Here is a 14,842-nt window from a genome sequence, read left to right as displayed (position 1 = left end):
GCTAATCAAATGGCAGCAATTCAGGTTCCTGAAATTCCTTTTTAGCAGCAGGGGAATTAAAGATATCGGTGGAGTAATGCTGTGATATCAGGTTCTTGAAATTGGTTTTCAGCCTCGGGTTCTCAGTGATAAAATCCTTAAAACTGCTGGTTTCAGACCTCAACATGAAATGCCAGACTGCTTTAACCGCGGCTACCGTAAGAGTTTCATTGTATTTATCTTCCGCGCCCAGGAAAGCGACATACCTCTTTAACTCACAGGTGATATTTTTTACGGCCCTCCCCGGCCCGTATTTAGTAAGGTGTATCCAGGCAATTCTTAAATGAGCCTCATGACTGAAAAGCGGAGCGGGAAACTCACAATTCCTGAATTGTTCTTCCAGTTCAAGGTCGCTATATGAATAATGATCTGCCATTTTTAAATTTTCTCTCTCAAAAGAACTAAAATATATTAATTTTTGGGAAGGCCAATCATATAAAGTATCGAAACCGGGCCGGATCTCAGCTTTCCTGTTTCCCAGTCGAAATCATTATTCTGAAGTTCCTTAACCAAAGCCTTCATCTCCTTAACGGAATAGGTGCGCAGGGAAGATACGATCCCGTCCCAAAGAACAAATAGGGGTACAACAGGGATCAAATAGGTGAATATGATCCTCTTAATCCGGAACGGACGGATAAAAGGCGTTGTGAAAAGAACCGTTAGCGGAGAAAAGAGCATGCCCAGCAGGCTAAGGACACTTCGCTCCTGCCCTTCGAATATGGCAATTGGATGGGAACTATCTATGGCATCCTGCAATATCTTTCGGGCGTCATTTCTTTTAAAATGATGGAAGGTCAGGAAAAGCGTTCTAAGTCCTGGCAGCTGTTTTGGAACATTCCGCGCATCGACCGGCCCGGAATGATAGGAAAAATTATCTGCAGTCTCTGAGATCCCCGAGAAGGCCGGGAGATTAGGATAATAGTCAGTAAGGATGATCCTAAGGCCCGGAACTTTTTTCTTTATTTTGCTATTGAGCCATACAAGCGGACCCCCGCTTCCGGAGCCCAGGTCTACGATCACCTTAGTATTTCCGGCATCCAGTGCTTTTACGATTATGGGAATAACAGGCTGGAAGACCTTCATTCTAACCTCCAGAAACCTTAGGTAATCTGTTCCATAGCTCCTTAGAAACCGGGGAAACCATTCCTGATCCTCAAATTCAAAAAGATGTAACCTTCCCATATTATCGAAATTTAGGGGTAAACGACAATCTTCCCCTTGCCAAGAAGTTCCCTGGCCTCCTCCCAGCTTGGCAACTCTTCAGTGTCTACGGTAATGGTCCTTATCTCCCGGGCTATTTCACTGCTCTTTTTCATAGCCTCAAGGTGAGCCCCGCTCCTGGCAAAGTTTTTCATTTTCTCCTCATCGGGCCAGAGCGTCATGGTATAATGTTTTTTCCATGCTCCCCGTTTTTTAAAGTCAAGATTCCCGCTATTCTCAAGCTGCTGTATGATCTTCCTCGCCTGCCAGGAAAGGCTGAAGAAGTTAAGCGGACTTTTTAGTTCTATTGAAGTGATTGTTGCCTTCATAGGTTCAGGCTTATATGATCCTATTAAAATTAATCAATTTGCAGTTCAGTTTAACCCATTTCAGAATCTATGATAAGAAACATGCCATCTATTTCGTTCAGAAGTGGTTGATATTGAGAATTACATTCCCGATCTTCCTGCCTGTCATCACATATTCAAAGGCCTCTTTCACCTGTTCCATAGGATAACTCCTGTCTATAAGCGGCCGGTAATTACCGCTTTCGATAAGTTCTGAAATTATCTTAAGGCTTTCAGGAATATTTACGGGCAGCGGAAACCTTACTTTCTTTCCTTCTGAGAAAGTGGTGCTGATCGCCAGAAATGGGTTCTGGGAATAAGGCCCGAGTTCTGAAGAAATATAAATGCCGTCCTTTACCAGCAGCCTTTTACATTCCCCGAAAGTGCTTTTCCCTACCGAATCAAAGACGTAATCGAACTTCTCCTCATCCCGGGTAAAATCCTGGGTCTTATAGTCTATCACTCTTTTAGCGCCCAGTGAACGCAAAGTTTCAATATGTTCAGCCGGTCCTGTTGCGACGACCTCCAGTCCGTGATATTTAAGCAACTGGATAAGGGAGGAGCCAATGGCCCCGGTACCGCCATTCACCATTGCCTTTTCACCGGCACGCAGTTTCACCTTGTTCAGAAAGTTGATGGCATAATGAGCACCTTCCACTGAAGCCGCCGCATCTCTATAGGAAAACCCTAAAGGAATATGCCGAATGGTCTTACTAACGGGGATGCTCATATATTCGGCCATGGAAGAAAGGCCGTTATCATCGAATCCAAATACACGGTCACCGGGTTCAATGTCGGCCACCTCTTTTCCTGTCTGCATCACTTCCCCGGCAAAGTCGGTCCCCGGAACATTCCTCATGGGTGCAGTAATGCCCGTAAAGATTCGTACTACATAAGGTTTTCCGGTTATGTTGGCACAATCTGTCCTGTTAACCGTAGTGGCATGAACCTTTACAAGGATCTCGTTTTCCTTTATCTTTGGGATTTCGGTTTCGCTGATGCTTAAAACCTCTGGCGGGCCATACCGGGAACGTGTAACTGCTTTCATCACTATATGTGCAGAGCCCTGAACCGGATGATAAATAATTAATCCCCAACGCGATAGGCCCCAGATTTTACAGTGAATTTAAATAATTTATTTGAAAAAAGGGGAGGCCGGAAACCGATTCCGTAAAATCAGACCACCGTAAGGAGTTTAATACATCTCCGGGGTGACCTCTATTTCCATCACAAACTCACCCTCCTTATCATAGTAGTTATAGCTCATGGTGATCTCATGATCCCTGAAGTATTTCATATCGGGACTGTTCTTCACGTTCTCGATGATCCCGGGACGAATATATTTGTTTACGGTATCCACGTTCACCTGTTCCCTGAAATATTCCACCAGGGTATAATGGTATTTAAACATCCTGTCACCAACCGCAGATGCACTATCCAGCCTGGAATATCCATCGATCATTTTGGGAGCGACTGCATTCACCTGCTTTTCGGCGGCTTTCAGTTGTTCCTCCACACTCTTATTACCGAAAAAGAAATACTGAACCGCGAAAAAAGCAATGGCAAAAGTGATAGCGAAGCTGGCAGCCTGTATCAATTTTTTCCTCTTTGAGCTTTCTGCAGGTTTTTCCATGTTCATCTGTTAAGGTTTGGAAATACAATAATAACCAATCAAATTAAATATCAGCGGGTTTGGTTTTCGGGATCCTCCGTCGACTGTCTTAATTTATACTTTCAGTATCGTTGTATTTCTGAATTATATACAGAATATTCTTCGTGATCATGGATAACAGGAATTGGATTAAGATGCCTGAGGTTCTCAAATAATAAATTGTTTAGTGTTTATAGATCATAACCCTTACTTACCTGTAGGGTTATCACTTTTGAACGTCTTCCAGGCTCAGTTCCTTATATTCCACATTGCTGGAGCGTGCATATTCTTCAATGGTAGTCTCAAAGCCTACGCTCTTTCTCAGCTCATTCACCTGTTCAGGAGATTCCACCGGCCATATATAGAACTGCCATTTTCTTTCTCCTGTTTCAGGATCCGTTATTATACCACTCTTCATCTGGGTGCCGTATTTCTGCTTTTCCCCTTTATACATCAGCAACCTGTCTTCCATCATCGCCACCAGGGTGAGCGGGATTTCATTTTCCTTTCCCGCCTTACGGATCAGGGGGAAGTATTCCTCAATTTTATTCGAATGCTGTATCACGAACCAGGCAGCCTTATTGGTAGGCTCCCCGACCAGGCTTTTCCCGGGATAGCCATAGCGGGAGATTATTTCGCTCACCCTGTCTATATTTATACTGTCCTGTTTCTTTACGATCTCCCAGCCCTGCTCATCGAATTCTTCCCATGTATATCCAAAATCCTTCAGGATCGCTTTCTTTTCATCTTCCATGATTGAGGAAAAAAGCTTTCTAAGCTCCTGATCCTTATACATGATGGAGTCAAGTTCAGTTTTTAATTCGTGGTTCATTTCCTGGCCAGAAATATTCAATGCGGTTAGAAATAACAGAAAGGAAATTATAGTTCTCATTTTAATAAAATTGATTGTAATACTGCTTTAGCAATAGTGAACTTTTTTAGAATGCGATCAAAAATATAAATTGAAAGGCTTTCTCCCTAAAATTGGCGGCATTTCCTGCCGGTTACACGCAATTCAAGCTGCACCACAGTAGCCGGTTTACTGAAATTCATTTAGCTGTTCCAGGGTCATTACCTTGTATTCTATGTCAAATTTCCTGACATATTCTTCCATACTTTCCAGGCCTATTCTTTTCCTTAGCGCATTTACAGAATCGGGATCCTTTATTGGCCAGACAAAATGAAACCATTCCCCGTTCCGGTTCAATCCCTTGATCTGGGTGCCATAGATCTGTTCCTTGCCATTACGCATAAGATGCCGGTCTTCCATCATGGCCAGTTTCTTTTTTGAAATATCGCCGTTTTCGGCAGCCTTTCTGATAAGCGGCAGGTATTCATCTATTTTGCCTGAATGCTGTATAACGTAGAAAACGGCTTCATTTGCAGGCATTCCCACCTCATCGATTCCCGGGTATCCATGCTCATCTATGATCTTCTCCACCTCAGCCAGGTTCACACTGTCAATTTGCTGCATTAAATAGAATACCCCGTTCTCAAGGACCTGTTCAGACAGGTCCATCTTATCCAGGATCTGCTTTCTTTCCTCTTCGGTAAGGTCATCCTGCAGAAGCTCCCGAACTCCCTGGTCCAGTACCAGGATATTTTCAAGCTTTTCCTTTAAACCCTGATCGATCTTTTTAGTTGCCATTTCAGGTTCCGGCTGTGTTCTTTCCCTGCAGGAAAACAGGCTTATAACCGCAAGTAACAGGATAGTAATTCTTCTCATTCTATTTTTGACTTATTTAAATTAGAGGTTAAACATTTTAAGGGAGGATTCATCCCAACAGACATCAGGATGCCGGTTAGTATTATTGATAAGCCTTGTATGTATTAGTTTTTAATTTACTCCGTAATTGGTTTGCAATTTTATCAGCCTCTTTAATTGAAATATCTTTTCCGAATCTTTTATTTCTACCTAAATATTCAATGACTATTTTTCCGCCAGACACACCCCAAAATTTACTGACGAACTCATCATTATCAATTACCTGAATTTTATCAATCAGCTCGATATCCAGATCGAATCTATTTTTAAAAAAAGTATATTCATTCCTAAACATCATCTTCTTTTCATTTAAGGTTAAAGTTTCCTTTCCCCTTAATTGCCAGGAAATATAATTTGATGCTATGAACACTGAGACCATCAAAAAGATCAAAACCAGTATTAAAAATCCGTCAATTCTTGAAGGAGAGGTGAAAAAAGCATAGGTTAAGACACCAATCATAATCAAACATAAAATTGTCCAGATTAATACGAATATGGTTATAAACCATCTGGTATTAATCCTGGATTCAATTTTTAAATCTTTTCCTTTCATTTAAAATTTTTGCCAACGGTTAGGATTATAAGGAGTTACAGGAGGACTCGACTTTGGGGCACATTTTATTTTATTCTTTCCATAATGCTTAGCGTGTTGGGCACGCAATCTGTCCCATCTGCTTCTTTGCCTGTATATTCTATTTTCACTTTACTTGAATCCAAAGCAACTCGTATATAGATCACATGATCCTGCAGGTTATCTGAGTATTGAAATGCAGGGTAAGAAATTCCATCTTCATCTTCATCGATTTCCGGATCCAGTCCGTAATTCTGATTGAATGCTTTTCCGTGATATTCTGTGTCACATGGCAAGGATTCTGAAATTAGATAATAGCCAATACTGTCCTTTGCGATAAAATTAATTCCGATCAATTGTCTTGAATCCGTTCCATTGTATTCATAAACCCTGGAATATTTCGCAGCCAGAAATTCAGGTATTTTGTCAGTTGATTCCGGTTTTAATTCTGTTGATCCAGGCTGGGTTATGAATTCAGGTTCGATGTTTTCCTTTAATTCAGAAGTCTGTTTATTATCCACCTGTTCAGATCCAGTTGTCTTGTTTTTGCAACTTATAAATATCACAACCAGGATAATTATGTTTATAGTTCTTGCTTTCATTTAATAATGTGTGCCAACGGTTTCGCTTATTGTAATTCACGGGAGTGAGGACAAGGCCCCGAAAGCTATCGGGATGTCAGCTTAAACCCTCTTGTTGGTGAAGTTAATTATTTTCTTTCTAATGCTGCCGGCTATTTGAGTTGTGCATTGTTAGGCACAGTTTTTCTATAGCTTAAATTCACTAAACTTTGAAACTCTCCTTGCATAGTTTTTATATAAAGAGGATAAGAGAAGCCGAAAATGACTATTTCGGCTTTCTTAAAAAAGTCAAAAGATTCTTATCCTAGTTTATGGTTGTAGATGGACTATCATAAGCTTTCCTTTCCAAATTCTTAAGGTACTCTATTGTTTCTTGGCTGTAAGTGAAAGGTTTTCCAGGATCATTTTTTGCAGCTTTATTATATAGGTAAAAAATGTTAAATGGATTCTCACAACCTTCGATTAACTGTTTCTCATAGCCATTCCTTTTAATTACCTCAGCCATGTAAAAACCAGGGATATGTCCACTAAAATATTTTATAATCTTGTTGAAATCTTTTACAGTTACAAACTTTTCATTTTTTCTGCTATTTAATGATAGTGCGTTATCTATTTCTACCATTACAGGATCAATATTTTGAAGTAAAATTTGATTAAAAAGAGACCCCAGGAAGAGATCATTCTCATGTTCTACTACTAAAACCTTATCAATAAGATCTGCGCTTCCTTCATTATTAATTTTACTGATTACCCAGACACTAGCAGAATCTTTTTCGGAAAGTGAATTTTTAATTTCTTTATTGTTTCTAAGTACATGATGTAATTCATGAGCAGCGACAGTACCTATTTGAAATTTATCGAAGTCGTGAACAATCGAAAGTCCATAATACATGTCTTTCCCCTGAACAGCCGCATCATAAGTAATAGGTTGAATATAAATATTAAGATCTCCAATACTTGTATTTTTATTGCCCGCCGGTAAATACTTTTTCGTTAGTTCAATTGCAGAATCCAAATATGTAGGAGAAGTAATTTCATGAGTAAATAGTTTGAGCTTCTCCTCGTTTTCTTTTAGATATTTCATGTTTTGAAAAATATCATCATTTTTTAATTTTTCGTCGCCAATCATTTCTGCCAGTGAATCTGACAGGGAAGGCTTGAAAAATAACTCTAAATATTTTCTGTGAGCCTTAAGGTTCTCCTCGCTTCGATTGTTAGTAATGTATTTTTTAACTCCTGGAAGGTTACTATATGATTCCCATATAGAATCGGGGATTTCTCGATCTTCTTGTAAAATACTTGTTATTTCCCAAAATTTAACTACTGCTTCAGTATTGAATTTTTGGGAAAACGAATAGTGAGATAAAAAAAGTAATAGAACTGATAATAATAATTGATGCTTCATTTTTTGAAATAAAAGTTAACAATGGTTTGTATTTAATAAGACGCAGATATACTTGAAAAGGTTGCCTGAATAGAAAATTTAATTTATCGATTTGGTTTGAATTTTATTAATTACTTGATTTACTTCAGGCTAGGAAAAAAATATTAGATTGAGAAGTTCAATCTAATCTTTTTATTAATAATGGTCTGATACAAGATTTGTCTAAACACAGATGTTACTCTAAAATTGTGGGCAAGGGTTTGGCTATGATTTCGGCGTGGAATCGTCCGTAGGGCTATTCCGCAGAAAAATCAAGCTAATTTAATGTTTTTACTTCCGGTTTTTGCACTATTGCCACGCTGAATTATAGCCGTTGTTGTGCGTTCGTTTTTTCTTTTTCTATTATTTCGTCAATAAATTCATTTATATTCATTTCTTTTAATTCTGCATACAGTTTTTTATTCTGATTTGCCTTTTCAGCTAGCTGATATTTCATCTCCTGATACTTTATTCTAGCCCAATCATTTTTTCTTAAAAAATTTCGAGATAGGATATGTCTTTCCAAAGCTTTGTTGTTAATTGGGCAAACATAAAGATGATGAGCTATCTTATCTAAGACTTCGTTCGCTTGATTTTCCGTTCGCTTAAAGACCTCACGACGTTCTATACCCTGGTTCCCATTATGGTAATATCCAATTTTGTTCAGCCCAGCTTTTATTTTTTCAAATTCCGATTCCCGTTCGTAAATGATATCAATGTCAATTATATCTTTCGAATCCAACTTTGGAACAGATGTACTTCCCACGTGTTCAATTCTATATTCAATTCCATTTAAAGCCTTTTCAATTTCACGTTTTAAATGCGCAAAATTTGTAATCCAATCAGATGTATATTTTTTAATCAACATATTTTGGGAATGACGCACAACGGCTGCGGTTATCGCAAGTTGCGGGAGTAGGGACGCGGTCCCGATAGCTATCGGGATGCCGGTTTAACGGTTTTGTTTATTATTGAATCTAATTTAGTTCTTTTCTAAACAACCCGCCATTTGCGTTACACGTTGTTGTAAGCAGTTTTTCTTCGAATCATCAAATTATCTTTTTCCCAAGTAATTATTAAAACCGTCCAGAGTACTAAACAGATTATTGTGACATAATTATTTCTCAAAATCATTAGACCGTGAATCGAAGCAGCAACTAGTATAGAATTTGTTTTCTTAACAGCATAAGCCATAATAATTGATACTAATATAGTTAGCATTACGAAATTTTGTAAGCCGCCAAATTGATTAAAATTTTCGAAAATAAATATATGCCATACACCCCATAAAATTCCGGTTATAATACCTTTCAGCCAAGTTGGAACTTTTGCTAATCTATCATGCAAAAATCCTCTCCAGGCAGTTTCTTCGAAAATATTATATACCAACATTGAGGAGCAAAATATTAATGCCCATACGTGCTGATTTATTCCAAAATTATTTGACAACCCAAATACACTATAAAATATTAGGTATAAAGCGGCTATAAGTAGACTTTTTACTGGTTTACTTCCTAATATTGAAGTTCGGTTGTTACCTTTAAAAATTAAATAGCATAATAAGGTTGCTAGTAATAATCCTATCCCGTGATTCCAGCTAAATGGTGCTTCTAAGCTGAATATTGAAATCCAAAGATTTTTTATAAAGTTTGGGAATTTTGTAAAAATAAATGTCAGTAGGCAGGCTAAAATGTAGAATATTAGAATTTGAATCCATTTAGCACTTGAAATTTTCTGTTTAAAGGTCATTGATTATTCTAAAATTTTTATTGAAAAATTGCTTACAACGGCTGCGATTAACGCCAGTGTGCGGAATTTAGCACGCGGAGTTGTCGGCTTATTGTTTTGTTGTTTGGAGTTCTAAGTTATCGTTTTTCCTGGAAAACCGCATATTGGCTTCGTTAATCGCTGTTCTACGCTGTTTTATTACTCCTGCTCAATTTGATAATCTATCCCAAAATTCTCTAGATATTGTTCTAAAGGTTCAAGTCCAACTTCTTTTCGCCTTATATTGACCATTTCTGGATTTTTCAAATCATATAGTTTCCATGGTTCAGAACTAGATTTTCTATAGACCTGTGTTCCATAAATTTGGGGTTTACCATAATCCATCAGCATTCTATCTTCCATCATTGCAATATCTTTTTTTCGTAAATCACCATTTTCAGCAGATTGTTTTAAAATTGGGAAATAAGTCTTTCTTACTTCTTTGCTTGAATGTTGAATTACTAACCAAATTGTTGAGAACTGGTATCTGGGAACTTGTTCCCAATTTGGCATTCCGCATTGATTTAATATGTTTATGACTAAGTTCAGGTTTTCTTTATCCGCCTCCGGATCATATATCCCGCTATTTCGCATTTCCTGATCAGCTGAATCAATTTGTGTAAGTAGAACTGATAGATTCGCGCAATCTATCGGTACATACCTCAAATTCACCTTTGCTTTATTCTCTAATTTTTCCTGGATCCGTTTTTTTAGTTCAAGGTCTTCTTTTGTAGGCTTACGAAGAACTATTTCTTCAATTTCACCATTCTCATTTTCATAAAGATCCTGTGCCCATTTTTTATTCCAGTTAGTAAGGCTTTTAACCGAATCTAGCGGAAGGATATCACCTTTATCATTTCTATATGTAATGTTATTATCTAATGAAAATAGGTGGTAAGGATATTTTTCTTCTTTTTCTGATTGAGAAATTCGGGTCAATCTTTCAGAATCAGGTTTATCATTTTTACAACCTGTAATTAAGCTGATAATTAAGATTTGAAGTAAAAATTTTCTCATATAAAATTGCATAGAACGGCCTTACACAACATCAGCCGGCATATTTAGGATGCAGTCCCGATAACTCCAGGGCTGTAGGCTTAAACCTGGTGTTGGTCAAATTAATTATTTTCTTTCTAAGGTGCCGCCTACGCCTATTTGAGTTATGCATGCAGTATTTATTGCATTAACTCTATTTGAAATTTTGTTGCATTAAATGCCATCTCTAAGCCTTTTAGACTAGGTTCAGATTTATTGCTATCAAATAATTCATTTAAATATTCTTTCTGTCTTATTACGTTCTCAGTATCTCTTTGGAATATTTGGTATTTCAGGAGAATTAAATTAGCCATAATATTATCTGATACTGTCAAATCACTGTCCTCTAGAACCTCGTCAATTGTACTTTCTATCACAGTATCATTCTCTGCTAATTCGTCAAGCAGATAAGCATTGGCCAGGTCGGATTTAGACATAGTCGAATAATTATTTTGGTCAGACATATCTTTTCGATAAGTCATTTTGGAACCATTAAGAAAATACCATCTTGTGTAGGAATCGTTCTCTATTTTTATTTCCTTTTCAAAAATTCTCTTTTTCGCACTCCAGTTTGTAAACGCAATTAATAATTCAGTTCCGTCATCTTTCTTTAAAACCGCCATTTTGATTATATAATTTCTTTTACCAGGTTTATCAATTTCAATTTCCAAAGGTTGTTCTACTGAAACATATTTTTTTATAGCCTGAAGTATAGTAGAAACATCTTCCGGACTGGCATCTGGAAACAGATTTTCTCTCAAGAATAAATCGATATATAGGTAATGGGTCAGATAAAAATCATCCATTTTTAGATAATTCGATTCTTCAAGATTGTCTGACTTTATTTTAATATTTTCTGATTGAGCATATCCAATGCTCGTGAATAACATTAATAATGAAAGGATAAAAATTCTTTTATGCATTTTTCTGTTTTAATATTGACTGCAACGGTTTGCGGTTATCGCAAGTTGCGGGAGTAGGGACGCGGACTTGTCGGATTAACCATTTCTCTCCTGGTTTCTAAAATTACACTTTTTTGACAATACCCGGAATTTGAGATGAATAGCTGTTGGCCACAGTTATTTGTTAAATATTTTCTTTTATTTCGATTGTTTCGTTTATTTCGTTTAAATTTGTATCAAATCAATCAACTAGAGCAATGGAAGAATTAAACAATATAAAAAGGCCTTCGAAGGAAGAACAATCTACAGCATTTGAATCTTATAATGCACTAGAGGCAGTATTGAAAGATATTAAAGATAAATCTCCTGAAATTGAAATAGAAGAAACTAGAGAAAAAATTAGAATTCCTCTAAAAGCCTTGAAATTGTTGGCTAAAATTCTAAAAGCAATGGGAGATGGAAAACCAATTTCCATAGTTCCGATTGCTGCAGAAATGACAACTCAGGCAGCAGCAGAATTTTTAGGTTGTTCTAGACCTCATTTTGTAAAATTATTAGAGGAGGGAAAAATTCCATTTACAAAAATTGGTAAACATCGAAGGGTTAAGTTTGAGGATGTTTCTAATTATAAGGATCAAATGAAGAAAGAACAGGAAGATCTAATTATTCAAATGATGAAGTCGGACGAAGAATCTGGATTATATGATTCATAGTGTTCGCTTTATTTGTGTTTTGGACACCAATGTAATTTATCCTCTACTAGTTAGAGATCTAATGTTTTGGTTTGCTTATTACGAATTATTTACTCCCAAATGGAGTCAGCATATTTTTGACGAGTGGGATAATGTAATGGAGAGGAAAGGTATTCCAGAAGAGGAAAGGCTTAAACGAATCAATGTTGCTAATAGAGCATTCCCAGATGCTATGGTTAATAATTATGAGCAACTCATAGAAAGCTTAGACTTACCTGATGAAAAAGATCGACATGTTTTAGCTGCAGCTATTAAAACCAACGCGAATATTATTGTGACTGAAAATTTGAAGGATTTTCCTAAAGATTATCTGGCATCATTTGGTTTAAGTGCTAAATCTAGTGATGATTTCTTAACTGATATAATTGATTTGAATCCTGAAAAAGCAGTTGAAGCTTTCCGAAAGCTTGTTATAAATAGGACGAATCCTGACTTAGATGAATTTGAAATTCTTGATAGGTTAAGAGATCTTGGTTTAAAAGATACAGCAAATTATCTGCACGCCTGTCTGTAATAATTGTGGCCAACCCGTTATATAAGTTCATTTCTTTTCCTTTAGCATCCGGATGGCCCGGAAAAAAAATGTTCTATAAAGCTAAGATTTCCTTTTTAACTTCACTAACCCTTTCCTCTAAAAAAGCAAAAATCCCCTTCTTTTTCTATTTAGTTCAAACCGGGAGAGATCAGGCCACCGGTAAGGCATTTGGCCACCAGCTGTGTGGTATTTGCACAACCGCTCTTCTGCAGGATATTTTTACGATGGGTCATAACCGTATGAGGGGAAAGATTAAGTTTAGCGGCAATGTCCTGGGCATTTAGACCGCCGGCCAGTTCATTGATTATCTCAATTTCCCTTTCAGAAAAAAGCGATGAAAGATCTTTTTCGGCTCTTTCGCAGTTTTTGGGATCGAAACTCCCTTTTGTAACCTCCACATTGAAGTATGATTTTCCGCCGTTCATATTGATAAAAGAAACGCTGCTCGTACTGCTTACTTTCAGGTGGGAGACATCTGTATTTATACATAGTACATGCTCTGGCGCCCCATTATCCAGGACATTCAACGGGATCGCCTGGTAAAGCATCGTTCTTACCTGTCCCCGGTGATCTTTCATGCGATAGGTAAACATGTTCTTGTAGTCCAGCACCTCATCTTTTTCCAGATAAGAAGTGTAGAAATCACTGATCACCCTGCTCTTCAGATTAAGGTTATCAATCTCCTCGGGAACCACTGTCTGCAAAAGGTCCTTAAGCAGGATATCCCCGGTATCCATATCCATAAAAAGCTTTACCGAGTCTGAAACATATTCCAGTTCAAAATCATGAAGATTCACAATGTATAAATAGCAGTTTCCCACAGCAAACATGGAAGCAAACCTCTTAAAATCAGCAGAGATCTCGAAAGGCCTATACTCATCCACCTGGCTGGAGTACATTTCTTTCCAGTAATCTGTGATCTTCTCGAGTTCCTTACTCATGGCAATAGGTTTTTTTCGGAGAGTAAAGATAAAATTTCAGATGCTTTTTACGAATAGTTCCCTGATATTATATTTTAATTCAAACTGGGAGAGATCACGCCGCCGGTAAGGCATTTTGCCACCAGTTGCGCGGTATTCGAGCAGCCGCTCTTCTGCAGGATGTTCTTCCTGTGGGTCTTAACAGTGTGGGGTGAAAGATTCAGCTCCTTTGCGATATCATCGGCACTCAGCCCGCGGGCAAGCTCGCTCACGATCTCCTTTTCCCTACCCGAAAGTATTTCTGTAAGACTTTGCTTTTCAAATACAGAGAATTTGGGATCAAACTTCCCGTACTCACAATCGATATTATAATATGACTTCCCGCCCTTTAAGTGAACAAAAGAAACATCCCCACTACTAACCACCTTTAAATGTGAGATATCTGAGTGCACACTAAAAACATGCTGAAAGTTACCATTCTCGATTACAGATAAAGGAGTAGCCTGGTGCAGTATGGTCCTTATCTTACCTTCAGGATCGCGCATCTGATAAGTATAGATCAACTTATAAGAAAGAACCGCTTCCTTATAATCTGAGGAGGACTCCTTTTTTAGATGCCTCATAAAAAAGTCCCTTATCACGTTCTCTTTTGCCTGAATAGAACCAATTTCCTCTGGCAAAGCTGTACCCAGCAGATCCTGCATGGTAACGGTATCACTGTCTATCCCCACAAATTCCTTAACAGAATCTGAAACCATCTCAAGATGCAGGTTATGAAAATTCACTATATAATAATACGAATTGCCCGGCGCAAAGAATGCCGCCATTTTCCTGAATTGTTCTGATGTATTGTATTCCTTATTCTCAGTAATCTGACTGGAATATTCCTTTTTCCAGTATTCAGCGATCTCCCGGAAATCTTTACTCATATTTAGGATTTTCTTAACAGACAGCAATATAAGAAAAATACCTTTTTTTAGGTATTCATACCAATTTCATTAAAAATTCAAGTGGTTTAAAATAAGTCGCCTCTATATAATGTATCCCGGAAAGAACATAAAAAAAACCTCCGGAAATAATTCCGGAGGTTCGAAGTGATCTTGGTCAGTTTCGGAAATTTGATCTATTAATATCGATTTTTACCCCAACAAAAAAACGATTTAGAATTTTGACCCTACCCAAAATTCTAACTCTTCCGTCACCTTCCAGGGATCACCTTTTTGGAAAGGCTAAGGTACTATCTCAAATGCTTCCGGGAAATACCACTAAAAAGGTATTTTTCTAAACATTTGATTCTGAAGTATTCCCGAAAACGGCCTAATTACGCCCTTTGCAATTAAGTTAATATGTTGTA

General features: G+C 37.6%; 18 protein-coding genes. 2 read left to right on the top strand and 16 right to left on the bottom strand.

The features are described 5' to 3' along the window. Nucleotide 1: 1 nt before the first annotated feature. From NE848_RS10755 to NE848_RS10690, 14 genes are all read right to left on the bottom strand, one after another. Nucleotides 2-415, bottom strand: coding sequence for a hypothetical protein (locus NE848_RS10755; protein WP_252113358.1), 414 nt, complete (start codon nt 413-415; stop codon nt 2-4). A 35-nt stretch (nt 416-450) separates the two neighbouring features. Further along, on the bottom strand, nt 451-1,221 hold the full coding sequence (locus tag NE848_RS10750) for a hypothetical protein (protein ID WP_252113356.1): 771 nt from the start codon (nt 1,219-1,221) through the stop codon (nt 451-453). Nucleotides 1,222-1,232: 11 nt separating this feature from the next. Further along, entirely contained in the window at nt 1,233-1,568 is a 336-nt protein-coding gene (locus NE848_RS10745) for a DUF3291 domain-containing protein (RefSeq protein WP_252113354.1), read from the bottom strand. 97 nt (nt 1,569-1,665) lie between these two features. After that, nucleotides 1,666-2,634 carry an NAD(P)-dependent alcohol dehydrogenase gene (locus tag NE848_RS10740; protein ID WP_252113352.1) on the bottom strand — a complete coding sequence of 323 codons (969 nt, stop codon included), beginning with the start codon at nt 2,632-2,634 and terminating at the stop codon, nt 1,666-1,668. A gap of 147 nt (nt 2,635-2,781) precedes the next feature. Then, nucleotides 2,782-3,225: a hypothetical protein gene (locus NE848_RS10735; RefSeq protein WP_252113350.1), complete on the bottom strand. Its 444-nt coding sequence runs from the start codon at nt 3,223-3,225 to the stop codon at nt 2,782-2,784. Between the two features lie 238 nt (nt 3,226-3,463). Then, entirely contained in the window at nt 3,464-4,129 is a 666-nt protein-coding gene (locus NE848_RS10730) for a DUF6624 domain-containing protein (protein WP_252113348.1), read from the bottom strand. Nucleotides 4,130-4,276: 147 nt separating this feature from the next. Next, a complete protein-coding gene (locus tag NE848_RS10725; RefSeq protein WP_252113346.1) occupies nt 4,277-4,963 on the bottom strand; it encodes a DUF6624 domain-containing protein in 687 nt (228 codons plus the stop codon). Nucleotides 4,964-5,045: 82 nt separating this feature from the next. Then, nucleotides 5,046-5,555, bottom strand: coding sequence for a hypothetical protein (locus NE848_RS10720; protein WP_252113344.1), 510 nt, complete (start codon nt 5,553-5,555; stop codon nt 5,046-5,048). 65 nt (nt 5,556-5,620) lie between these two features. Then, the gene (locus NE848_RS10715) at nt 5,621-6,175 is read right to left on the bottom strand and encodes a hypothetical protein (protein WP_252113342.1); all 555 of its coding nucleotides are present in this window, start codon (nt 6,173-6,175) and stop codon (nt 5,621-5,623) included. A 283-nt stretch (nt 6,176-6,458) separates the two neighbouring features. After that, entirely contained in the window at nt 6,459-7,559 is a 1,101-nt protein-coding gene (locus tag NE848_RS10710) for a DUF5700 domain-containing putative Zn-dependent protease (protein ID WP_252113340.1), read from the bottom strand. 343 nt (nt 7,560-7,902) lie between these two features. Beyond that, entirely contained in the window at nt 7,903-8,445 is a 543-nt protein-coding gene (locus tag NE848_RS10705; RefSeq protein WP_252113338.1) for a GrpB family protein, read from the bottom strand. Nucleotides 8,446-8,591: 146 nt separating this feature from the next. Beyond that, on the bottom strand, nt 8,592-9,326 hold the full coding sequence (locus tag NE848_RS10700) for a CPBP family intramembrane glutamic endopeptidase (protein ID WP_252113336.1): 735 nt from the start codon (nt 9,324-9,326) through the stop codon (nt 8,592-8,594). A 177-nt stretch (nt 9,327-9,503) separates the two neighbouring features. After that, on the bottom strand, nt 9,504-10,361 hold the full coding sequence (locus NE848_RS10695; protein ID WP_252113334.1) for a DUF6624 domain-containing protein: 858 nt from the start codon (nt 10,359-10,361) through the stop codon (nt 9,504-9,506). Nucleotides 10,362-10,519: 158 nt separating this feature from the next. Then, the gene (locus tag NE848_RS10690; protein WP_252113332.1) at nt 10,520-11,302 is read right to left on the bottom strand and encodes a hypothetical protein; all 783 of its coding nucleotides are present in this window, start codon (nt 11,300-11,302) and stop codon (nt 10,520-10,522) included. 236 nt (nt 11,303-11,538) lie between these two features. On the opposite strand from NE848_RS10690, the gene NE848_RS10685 reads away from it, so the two are divergent. Together NE848_RS10685 and NE848_RS10680 are read left to right on the top strand one after the other, a co-directional pair. Continuing rightward, complete coding sequence (locus tag NE848_RS10685) at nt 11,539-11,994, top strand: helix-turn-helix domain-containing protein (protein WP_252113330.1); 456 nt, start codon at nt 11,539-11,541, stop codon at nt 11,992-11,994. After that, the gene (locus NE848_RS10680) at nt 11,984-12,547 is read left to right on the top strand and encodes a PIN domain-containing protein (RefSeq protein ID WP_252113328.1); all 564 of its coding nucleotides are present in this window, start codon (nt 11,984-11,986) and stop codon (nt 12,545-12,547) included. Before NE848_RS10685 ends, NE848_RS10680 begins: the two co-directional genes overlap by 11 nt. 149 nt (nt 12,548-12,696) lie before the next feature. Here NE848_RS10680 and NE848_RS10675 read toward each other — a convergent pair whose 3' ends face one another. Beyond that, nucleotides 12,697-13,509 (bottom strand): response regulator transcription factor, encoded by an 813-nt coding sequence (locus tag NE848_RS10675; RefSeq protein ID WP_252113326.1) that lies wholly within the window; start codon nt 13,507-13,509, stop codon nt 12,697-12,699. Between the two features lie 74 nt (nt 13,510-13,583). Then, on the bottom strand, nt 13,584-14,417 hold the full coding sequence (locus NE848_RS10670; protein WP_252113324.1) for a response regulator transcription factor: 834 nt from the start codon (nt 14,415-14,417) through the stop codon (nt 13,584-13,586). Nucleotides 14,418-14,842 lie beyond the last annotated feature (425 nt).

This window comes from Gramella jeungdoensis (assembly GCF_023805255.1).
GTDB lineage: Bacteria > Bacteroidota > Bacteroidia > Flavobacteriales > Flavobacteriaceae > Christiangramia > Christiangramia jeungdoensis.
This window is presented reverse-complemented; position numbering and strand designations above follow the sequence as displayed.

What these genes read in the sequence shown, in the direction of transcription:
- NE848_RS10755 (WP_252113358.1), bottom strand. Translation starts at nt 415, where the DNA reads ATGGCAGATCATTATTCATATAGCGACCTTGAACTGGAAGAACAATTC.
- NE848_RS10750 (WP_252113356.1), bottom strand. Translation starts at nt 1,221, where the DNA reads ATGGGAAGGTTACATCTTTTTGAATTTGAGGATCAGGAATGGTTTCCC.
- NE848_RS10745 (WP_252113354.1), bottom strand. Translation starts at nt 1,568, where the DNA reads ATGAAGGCAACAATCACTTCAATAGAACTAAAAAGTCCGCTTAACTTC.
- NE848_RS10740 (WP_252113352.1), bottom strand. Translation starts at nt 2,634, where the DNA reads ATGAAAGCAGTTACACGTTCCCGGTATGGCCCGCCAGAGGTTTTAAGC.
- NE848_RS10735 (WP_252113350.1), bottom strand. Translation starts at nt 3,225, where the DNA reads ATGAACATGGAAAAACCTGCAGAAAGCTCAAAGAGGAAAAAATTGATA.
- NE848_RS10730 (WP_252113348.1), bottom strand. Translation starts at nt 4,129, where the DNA reads ATGAGAACTATAATTTCCTTTCTGTTATTTCTAACCGCATTGAATATT.
- NE848_RS10725 (WP_252113346.1), bottom strand. Translation starts at nt 4,963, where the DNA reads ATGAGAAGAATTACTATCCTGTTACTTGCGGTTATAAGCCTGTTTTCC.
- NE848_RS10720 (WP_252113344.1), bottom strand. Translation starts at nt 5,555, where the DNA reads ATGAAAGGAAAAGATTTAAAAATTGAATCCAGGATTAATACCAGATGG.
- NE848_RS10715 (WP_252113342.1), bottom strand. Translation starts at nt 6,175, where the DNA reads ATGAAAGCAAGAACTATAAACATAATTATCCTGGTTGTGATATTTATA.
- NE848_RS10710 (WP_252113340.1), bottom strand. Translation starts at nt 7,559, where the DNA reads ATGAAGCATCAATTATTATTATCAGTTCTATTACTTTTTTTATCTCAC.
- NE848_RS10705 (WP_252113338.1), bottom strand. Translation starts at nt 8,445, where the DNA reads ATGTTGATTAAAAAATATACATCTGATTGGATTACAAATTTTGCGCAT.
- NE848_RS10700 (WP_252113336.1), bottom strand. Translation starts at nt 9,326, where the DNA reads ATGACCTTTAAACAGAAAATTTCAAGTGCTAAATGGATTCAAATTCTA.
- NE848_RS10695 (WP_252113334.1), bottom strand. Translation starts at nt 10,361, where the DNA reads ATGAGAAAATTTTTACTTCAAATCTTAATTATCAGCTTAATTACAGGT.
- NE848_RS10690 (WP_252113332.1), bottom strand. Translation starts at nt 11,302, where the DNA reads ATGCATAAAAGAATTTTTATCCTTTCATTATTAATGTTATTCACGAGC.
- NE848_RS10685 (WP_252113330.1), top strand. Translation starts at nt 11,539, where the DNA reads ATGGAAGAATTAAACAATATAAAAAGGCCTTCGAAGGAAGAACAATCT.
- NE848_RS10680 (WP_252113328.1), top strand. Translation starts at nt 11,984, where the DNA reads ATGATTCATAGTGTTCGCTTTATTTGTGTTTTGGACACCAATGTAATT.
- NE848_RS10675 (WP_252113326.1), bottom strand. Translation starts at nt 13,509, where the DNA reads ATGAGTAAGGAACTCGAGAAGATCACAGATTACTGGAAAGAAATGTAC.
- NE848_RS10670 (WP_252113324.1), bottom strand. Translation starts at nt 14,417, where the DNA reads ATGAGTAAAGATTTCCGGGAGATCGCTGAATACTGGAAAAAGGAATAT.